Origin of the sequence: Psychrobacter urativorans, assembly GCF_904846695.1 — a bacterium.
GTDB lineage: Bacteria > Pseudomonadota > Gammaproteobacteria > Pseudomonadales > Moraxellaceae > Psychrobacter > Psychrobacter urativorans.
Genome location: NZ_CAJHBR010000038.1, coordinates 1 through 8,866, shown reverse-complemented (window position 1 = coordinate 8,866; position 8,866 = coordinate 1). Strand labels below are relative to the sequence as shown.

At 39.9% G+C, this 8,866-nt stretch carries 4 protein-coding genes and 3 pseudogenes; 6 read left to right on the top strand and 1 reads right to left on the bottom strand.

Annotated features, from left to right (window positions below; genetic code table 11):
* Positions 1 to 185 precede the first annotated feature (185 nt).
* The 5 genes and pseudogenes from JMY09_RS14620 to JMY09_RS13955 all read left to right on the top strand — a co-directional run.
* A pseudogene (locus tag JMY09_RS14620) lies at positions 186 to 317 on the top strand (IS3-like element ISPar1 family transposase); the annotation flags it as partial.
* A 498-nt stretch (positions 318 to 815) separates the two neighbouring features.
* Positions 816 to 2,183 (top strand): esterase-like activity of phytase family protein, encoded by a 1,368-nt coding sequence (locus tag JMY09_RS13970; protein ID WP_379606753.1) that lies wholly within the window; start codon positions 816 to 818, stop codon positions 2,181 to 2,183.
* A 706-nt stretch (positions 2,184 to 2,889) separates the two neighbouring features.
* A complete protein-coding gene (locus JMY09_RS13965) occupies positions 2,890 to 3,105 on the top strand; it encodes a hypothetical protein (RefSeq protein ID WP_201624534.1) in 216 nt (71 codons plus the stop codon).
* 425 nt (positions 3,106 to 3,530) lie between these two features.
* Positions 3,531 to 5,495 carry an alkaline phosphatase D family protein gene (locus tag JMY09_RS13960; RefSeq protein ID WP_227677371.1) on the top strand — a complete coding sequence of 655 codons (1,965 nt, stop codon included), beginning with the start codon at positions 3,531 to 3,533 and terminating at the stop codon, positions 5,493 to 5,495.
* 229 nt (positions 5,496 to 5,724) lie between these two features.
* Entirely contained in the window at positions 5,725 to 7,320 is a 1,596-nt protein-coding gene (locus JMY09_RS13955) for an endonuclease/exonuclease/phosphatase family protein (RefSeq protein WP_201624532.1), read from the top strand.
* 90 nt (positions 7,321 to 7,410) lie between these two features.
* On the opposite strand, the pseudogene JMY09_RS14920 reads toward JMY09_RS13955, so the two are convergent.
* Positions 7,411 to 7,827: pseudogene (locus JMY09_RS14920) on the bottom strand (transposase); the annotation flags it as partial.
* Positions 7,828 to 8,234: 407 nt separating this feature from the next.
* Here JMY09_RS14920 and JMY09_RS13945 point away from each other — a divergent pair.
* A pseudogene (locus JMY09_RS13945) lies at positions 8,235 to 8,744 on the top strand (hypothetical protein); the annotation flags it as partial.
* Positions 8,745 to 8,866: the final 122 nt, after the last annotated feature.

The following is an 8,866-nucleotide window of genomic DNA, read 5'->3' as shown; positions in this document are numbered from 1 at the left end:
GTAAATATTTGGCTTAGCAGATAAAAAATAGGCCTAGATGCCCTAACCTCAAAATCATTATCCACTGCAAAAGCAAGATTGCAACCGTGAGCTACACACATATAAGCCTAAGAGAACGATATCAGATTTATGGCATTAAAAGGGCATAACATGGCACTCAATTTGTAGCAGAAGCTGTCAAAAAGATAGCAGACAACAATCGTAACTTGAGTGCAACTGCTCAGTAGCTCGGAATAGAGATGCAAACGTTATCTAATTGGCAGAGTAAAGTGAATGAAGGCAAGCTCAAAGGCTATGAGCAATATGACCCACAATTATCAACTGGTGTAGGATGTCAATTCCGTAGAAATTAGGTGAGCTCTATCTCATAGCTGGTACTGCTCCCAGAAGAGTCAGATTTTTCAGCATGCCCTTTGTTATCAAGTCATTGAACCAACCCGACTTTATCGGAGGTTAATTTACCTGAGTCAGGCAGAAATTACTAACAAGGTAGGATTGAGTCTCCGACAATTATGGGGGTATTCAGATTTAATCGTACTGACATAATTAACCTATATGCTTTTTGATAAAAAACTTAGTACAACCTTACTTAAATCCTTAGCTTAAGCGGCTTATCAGGCTTGAAGCAAAAACTACACATCATACCTTCACATGCAAGAGATTAAACCCTCAATCAATCGGACTAAACCATGAATCAGACTAAAAACTTCTCGAGTAAACTTCTCATAACAGCAATAAGCACCTCACTCCTTGCAGCCGTTGTCAGTGGTTGTAGTACGATACAACAAGCGCCAGTACAAACGCAGACGCCGGTCATGGCAACTAACCAAATATTGAATGAGACAATTGCTACATACCAGCAAGGTACGAGCCTACCCTATTCGCCTTTACTACAAGTAAAACTTGCAAAGTCAGGGGAAGTGATTGAAATACGCAATGGTGGCTATGGCTCTGATGCGGTAGCACATCCGACCAACCTAATGCAGTTTTATGCCTTGACAGATCGCGGACCCAATGCCAATAGTGAAGGCGCTTTGGGTGAAGGAAAAATGTTCCCAACACCAGACTATACTCCGCGTATTGGCTTATTTGAGCTTACCCAAGCAGGAAAAATAATCAAAATTAAAGATATTTTACTCAAAGATACCTCAGGCAAACCAATTTCTGGTCTGCCTAATCAGGCTAATTTTGGCGGCACAGGTGAGACGCCTTATGACGTATCGGGCAACCCTATTTTGGTCGACAGCACTAAGCCCTTTAATAAAACCACCAATCCAACAAAAACCGATAACTTTGGTCTAGACGGCGAAGGTTTAGTCGCTCTCAAAGACGGTACATTTTGGGTAAGTGATGAATACGGCCCACATATCGTTCATTTTGATGCCACGGGTAAAGAAATTGGTCGTATTAATGCTTTTGCTGACGATGCGCGCAATAACTTAATTGTGAATCAAAAACAAGTTCTACTACCTGCTGAGTTTGCCAACCGCCGTGCTAACCGTGGAATGGAAGGGCTTGCGATAACGCCAGATGAGACCACGCTGGTCGGTATCATGCAGTCTACTATGGACAACCCGACTAAAGCAGTACGTAAGCAGGACATCACTCGTATCGTGACTATTAATCTACAAACGGGTAAAGTGTCACAGTATCTGTATAAGCAAGAGAAAGCTCAAAACTCGAACTCCGGTATTGTGGCTTTAGATAATCATAACTTCTTGGTAATTGAGCGGGACGGTGGTTTCGAGTTGCAAAAACCGGGCGTACAAAAGCATATCTATAAAATTTCATTAGATGGTGCGACGGATTTAGAAAGCATTAAAGAAAGTAAAAATATTCAGCAAAACGATAAGCTGGGTCTAATGCTTTCTGGCAAAACTGTAGAGCAATATCTGCTTGATATAACTGCACTCAATAAAAATTCTGGCTGGGATACTCTGATCAAATCAGGTATTCAACCTGTGAGCAAAAAACTGGTATTAGACGCCGTAAAAGCCTTTAACTATCCGCATGATAAGCTAGAGGGTTTGTGGTTAATGGGCGATGGTCGTCTTGGTTTGCTTAATGACGATGATTTTGCCACTTGGTCAACCGATGGTGTGCTCGAGCAAAAGCAGTTGGATAAAACTAAAACCAACATAGACAGTAATCGTCTGTATATCGCCACTGGTGTGGAATATTAAACCTTCATTTGACTCAGTGCTGAGTTACTTTGGATAAGTTAAAAAAAGATCAAAACACTGCCGAGTATAGTGCTCTGATCTTTTTTAATGTTCGTTGTTTGTTAAAGTTCATTCTAGATACTGGACTACCTGTTTAGGCATATAGCGTATAGTCAGTTCAATATAAAATCTATACGGCCCCCACTTTTTATACCTACCTCTCAACCAGCTTTTCCTCGATCATCTCAGTTAATAGCTCAGTGACCGTTTTTCGGCTTCCAAGCGCGTACCGTTTGAGGGTAATGTGTTTATCCTCATCCAGATTAAAATTCACTCGTACTGTCTTTTGGGGACTATCCGTTACATCTGACAAAGCTAAATTAGCAAGTTTACATAAAGAGCTTGCTACAGTTACCAGCGTTAGTGAACCGTTTCGGACTTAAAAGTCATGGCACGGTCGCCATTGGACGATATGGGAAAGCTCTTCCCAATTCTCCATATAGCACTATAGATTTAGCCGTATAGGGTACACCTCAAGGGAACTAGTGAAAACCGACTTCTGCTATCCGAAGTTATCTGTCATAACGTTTCTTACTGAAATATATCTTCGATATACTTAGTAGATACAGCATCAAAAATATATTTCAGCAAGCTGGCACATCAACAAAAAGCAGTGGAAGTAAAAAACCGAAACTACAACTTATAAAATAAAAAACAGGATAAGGAAATGAGTAATATAAATCTAAAAAAATTACGAGACTACAGACACCTTACTGTAGATGGCGATATAACTGTACACTTAACGCAAGACCAACAAGCTATGATTTTAAAAACTTATGACTACGGACTAAACTCATTAACTGATATTGATGAGATGTTATTAAGTGCTGTGATACGTCGGTTGAAGGTCGCTATTAATCCAGAGTATGAACTCAATGGCTGAAGAACCGCCCCGAAATTGTCGTATTGGTCTTCGACAATTCCGTGGCGGTTAACTATCAAGATATGGCCCTCTAGTACACTAGAGGGCCATATCTTGATAGTTAACGCTCGTTTTCTTAGCTCTAACCTTAAATGTGTAGTGATAATACTTATCCTGACTATGCATTAGTCCAAAATAAATAGCAGAAATATAGGTAGGGGGAGGGCTAACTGTTCGGTCGTCATATTTATGACACACTTATAAGAAATAATAAGCCCTATCAATGATGATAAGTTACTACAGTGCGATTATTTGTAAAACAAAACGCTTACAGCGTGAACCTTATTGAGTAAACCGTTTATACGCTGTCCAATTTTTTTGAATACTATATTTATCTCGTACCAACTTTAATCTGTCTCAATTGTAAATAAAGATAAGGGTGAACCATGAGTCAGCACAACAACAAGATGAAAAAAAATAAGACCGTAAAAGTAAATACCAAAAAAAATGCTGATGCAAATGGCGGTACAACAAAAGAAGTTATACATAATATTTTTGTGGATACATTAGAACAACCTACTAACCTACCTATTTCTAAATCCTCTACTAGTACCAACGCTTCTAACAAATGCCTCAACAAGACTCAAAATGCAACACGCCTAGATAGACGGCGATTTATCCAAGGTTTTGGCTACACACTGGGTGTGACAACGGTAGGAGCGACTGGTCTAGGATTAACAGGATGTGGTGATGACGCAAAAAATGGCAGTCACACCAATGATGAAGTTGCAAGCTTTATACATGGCGTTGCCAGTGGCGACCCTTTATCTGATCGCGTTATATTGTGGACACGAGTGACGCCCCAACAGACAGGTTCTCATCAATTTTTGGTTGAATGGGTTGTGGCGCGTGACGAGCAAATGAGCAATACGGTGGCGCAAGGTAAGGTAACGACGAGCGCTACAAATGACTATACTGTTAAAATTGATGTGGATTCTCTAGAGCCTAATACCATTTATTACTACCAGTTTAGAGTAAACAAAACGTCCAGTCCTATTGGTCGAACTAAGACCTTGCCGGTTGGCAATGTTAATCACGCAAAAATGGCTGTATTTAGCTGTGCCAATTATCCAGCAGGGTTTTTTCATGTATATGCAGATGCAGCCAAACGCAATGATTTAGATGTTTGTATCCATTTAGGAGACTATATCTACGAATATGGACGTACCAGTACTGACTCCCAAGGAATGGTCATGCCAGCGTATGCTTCGATAAACGCATCAGCTCTTAATCGTGAAGTAATGCCAGAGAAAGAAATCGTCGATATTAATGAATATCGCACTCGTTATGCCCAATATAGAACAGACCCAGATTTGCAAGCATTGCATGCTGCTGTGCCCATGATGGCTGTATGGGATGATCATGAATTAGCGAATGACACCTATGATGGCGGCGCTGAGAATCACCAACCTAATACTGAAGGAAAATGGGATGATCGTAAGCTGGCAGCTGTCACCGCTTATCATGAGTGGATGCCAATACGTAATGAGGTACAGAGTCAAATCTATCGGCGCTTTGATTTTGGTGATTTAATAAGCCTGCATATGTTAGATACACGTGTCATTGGGCGTGATGAACAACTTAATTATGCCAGTTTTATCAAAGTAGATGGTATTGGGAATCCGTATATCGATACAGATGCATTTGCATTGGCCACCAATGACCCCGAAAGACAATTGTTAGGATTAAGGCAAAGCAACTGGCTGGTTAGCCAACTACAACACTCAGCCGCAAAATGGCAGATACTTGGTCAACAAGTACTGATGGCACGCATGATGTTGCCTGCACCAGTCATTTTAAACCTTGCCAATCCAAATGCTGGGTTGGCAATTGATGATTATTTAGGATTGGTACAAAAAGCACAAACCATTCCAGAACAGCTAACTGTGCAAGAACAAATAATTTTGTCACAGCCTTTGGTTCCTTATAATCTCGACGCTTGGGACGGTTATGGTTCAGCGCGTGAGTGGCTACTAAATGCTGCCAAAAAATTAAATAAAAACCTAGTGGTATTGTCTGGCGACACCCACAATGCGTGGGCAAGCAACTTGACGAATAAGAATGGCGAGTCAGTCGGTGTCGAATTTGCGACCAGTTCCGTTAGCTCACCAGGTTTTGAAGAATACCTTCCTAATATTCCACCAGCGGCATTACAGTCGGTACTGACACAGTTGATTACTGATTTGAAATATATGAATCCGAATCAGCGTGGATATATGATTATCACTGCCACCCCCGAATCCTGTCAGTCAGAATGGGTGTTTGTCAGTGACATACTTAAACAGACTTATAGCAGTGAAGTGGGGCAAACGCTCAAAGTGGTTGCTGGTGAAAATAAGTTGAGTGACTAAATAATGGTTGGCTTAAACATCGGTAGTCTTTAAACACTGGTCAATTTTTAATAAATAGTGACATTGAGACAATTGTAAAGTTATGTTGCGCACAGAAAGACACCGAATACTTGCAAGTTTCCTATCAAAATCAAAGAATACGCTAAGGGGAGCCTAGCTTTTTGCATGGTCATGATGGTTTGTTTAGACACTTTAATACTGGATTTTATCGCCATATAGGAAGATTTCTATGCTCATCTTTTCTGTAAAACCCCCTTTTTCTGCTACTGATTTCTCAGCCAAATACCGCTTGATGTCTTCTATGTGTCTGCTTCTATTATCTGCTTCCTTATCAGGCTGCAACGACGATAGCGACAATTCAACAGATACGCCAAAGGATTTAGACAACCCCACTATAAAGGTAGATCAAAATATCCTTTATACAAAGCACAAATTAACATTTAGTACTGATGAAAAATCAGATGCTGCTCAAGAACTGCATTATGAATGGAGGTTTTTAGAAGGGGACAACACTATCATTAAGCGAGGCGATAGTGTTAGCCATATGTTCAGCACGCCAGGTGCTCATATGGTAGAACTCCTCACTACGAATGCTAAGGGAGACAAAAAAACTCAACAAGAATTCGTCAATGTTCTGAATGCTACAAAGTATATTATACCGCCCAAAGAAGGAATTCGTGTTGCCACTTTTAATGCAGGTTTAGATGCAATTAGGGCTAACGGCCAACAGAAACCTGTGACTGCACAAGGGCTATTAAATGAGGCCTTGAGCGCTGGTGATAATCCACAAGCCAAAAAGATAGCTGAGATTATTCAGCGTACCAATCCTGATATATTATTACTAAATGAAATTGATGGTAATGATAATGCAGAAACAGTGAATACTTTTAACTCAGCTTACCTTCAAGTAGCACAAAATGGAACTTTACCCATCAATTACCCTTACATCTATACACCCACTTGTAATACCGGAATCGTTTCAGGTTACGACTTAAATAATAATGGTAAAACACAAGATGCTGACGATGCCTACGGATTTGGTAATTATCCAGGTCAATACTGTATGGCTATTTTTTCTAAATACCCAATTGATACTCAAAACATTCACACCTTTCAAAATTTTTTATGGAAAGATATGCCTAATGCCTTACAGCCATTGAATACTGATGGCAGTAGCTGGTACCAAGAAAAAGCATGGCAGAATTTCAGGTTATCCTCAAAAAATCATGTCGACGTGCCCATTTTAGTGGACAATCAAGTTTTGCACATTCTTGCTGCACATCCAACTCCACCAGTATTTGATAGTGAAGAAGATCGTAACGGACGACGTAACTTTGATGAAATAAGATTATGGACGGATTATATTAACTCAGCATCAAGCTATCTTTATGATGATAGTGGAAATAAAAATGTGATGCTGAGCCCGGCTACTCGCTTTATTATTTTGGGTGATTACAATGCCTCGGCTACCGAAGGTGATGCAACCAGCGTTAATAAGGTGACCGCAATCAATCAGCTTTTAAAGTCGAAACATATCAACTCACTCTTATCAGAAGATACACCTGAAAACATGATCCCCAGTAGTCAAGGTGGCAAACAAAATGCACCAAATAATGAGAACGCAAGATATCATACTGCAAATTGGAAAATGAGAGCAGATTACGTCTTACCCTCAGCATATGGTTTCGATATTAACCAAACAGGTGTGTTTTGGCCTAATTATTCAGACAGTCTTTACTATTTGGTCAACACGACAGACAGCAGTGACTTTGAGAGTTCAGACCACCGTTTGGTTTGGACAGACGTATCAATGGTCATTAAATAGGAGGATTACTTACCAAATTAATGTTACTTATTAAAAGCCACTCGACGAGACCATCCCAGATTCTGTGTAACTGCCCTTTAGATTACATGCTTACTGATACGAGATTAAATGCTTACTGAGACGATCATCAAACATAATCATAAAGCGATTTAAAGCAGCCGTCCAGTTACGGATCGGCATCGCCCACTTTTTGGATGCCTGCTGAGTTGCTAAGTACACCACTTTAAATGCAGCTTGATCAGACGGGAATATTTTAAGCTTATTCACCGCCGTCCGAATCACACTGTTTAGTGACTCTATCACATTAGTGGTATAAATCGCTTTTCTGATGTCTTTAGGGTAGTTAAAGAAAACCGTTAAGCCCTCCTAATTACTGCGCCAAGACTTGACCACATGCGGGTATTTATCCCCCCCCACCTTATCGAATTGCTCGAGATTGACCTCTGCTATCTCAAGCGTATCAACGCCATGGATGGCCTTTAAATCAGCCGCTAGGGCCTTATTATCCATTCATAGGGTAACCCTCCCAAACTTAAGACACCTAATAAATAGAATTACGCTGGGCACAGCCTAAGTTTCTGCACCAAGGATGGATGGTGAATAATCTACCTAAAGTTTTTCATGATATAGGCCATATCGATTTTATAAAGAATTAACTATAAAACAATAACTATAAATTTAAAATTTTGTTCAAAATTTAAATGAGAGTGACGTTTGCTCTCTGTTTAATTTTGTGTGAATAACTTGCTCCGCTTCGAGATTTTTATCATGTCTGATATGGTAAGAACCAATAAGTTGATAGCGAATCGACAACTTATTTTTATAAATATATTTTGTACAAGGTATCTTTTTAGAAGATATCTTTCTATAAAGCATTTCCAAATAATAACAACATAATTATAAGGGCGAATATTATGAGTACTGATTCTAAAAACAATAATGCTAAAAAAAATAAAAAACCTGTTATCGATAACTCTGAAGATCTAAAAGACAGAATCACTGAGTCTATCGATGCTTTTAAGCTGCGTGCCAATCTTCTGATGGCCAATATAAAAGAAGGCGGGGATGATGGCTACGATCATTCAACGACCACTGCCGGTGAGAAAGGGCTTAAATCAGGTAAGGTTTCAGAGTTAACGGTTATCGCACCTCTAAAAGAAGGCGGTGCAGAGCGTCTAAAGGAAATTTTAAAAATCGCTGGCGGCAATCTAAAAGGTGCCACGCGGGTTGGGACGTTGCACGATTTGCGCTTTGTATTTTTAGATGATGATACTAGAGTGCTATTTTGTACCGCTTATGATGGCGATTGGGACCCTTATATCGACGACTTTGCGACCAAAATCCCTGAGCTAATGGATATCTTATTTGGCAGCGTTGAAGGTTGGCCTGGCATTAAAGACCCCAGTGTCAAACAGTTCATTCTATAGTCACCTGACTTCAAAAATGTTATAGAATGAGTCAACTAAACGATTATTACTATAAATGACCATGACTTACTCCCTAGATTATCGCAAACAAGTCCTGAAAAGCTTAGATGAGGGTATGA

Excerpts from the sequence above, each read along its gene's own strand:
- JMY09_RS13960 (WP_227677371.1), top strand. The coding sequence starts at position 3,531 with ATGAGTCAGCACAACAACAAGATGAAAAAAAATAAGACCGTAAAAGTA.
- JMY09_RS13970 (WP_379606753.1), top strand. The coding sequence starts at position 816 with ATGGCAACTAACCAAATATTGAATGAGACAATTGCTACATACCAGCAA.
- JMY09_RS13955 (WP_201624532.1), top strand. The coding sequence starts at position 5,725 with ATGCTCATCTTTTCTGTAAAACCCCCTTTTTCTGCTACTGATTTCTCA.
- JMY09_RS13965 (WP_201624534.1), top strand. The coding sequence starts at position 2,890 with ATGAGTAATATAAATCTAAAAAAATTACGAGACTACAGACACCTTACT.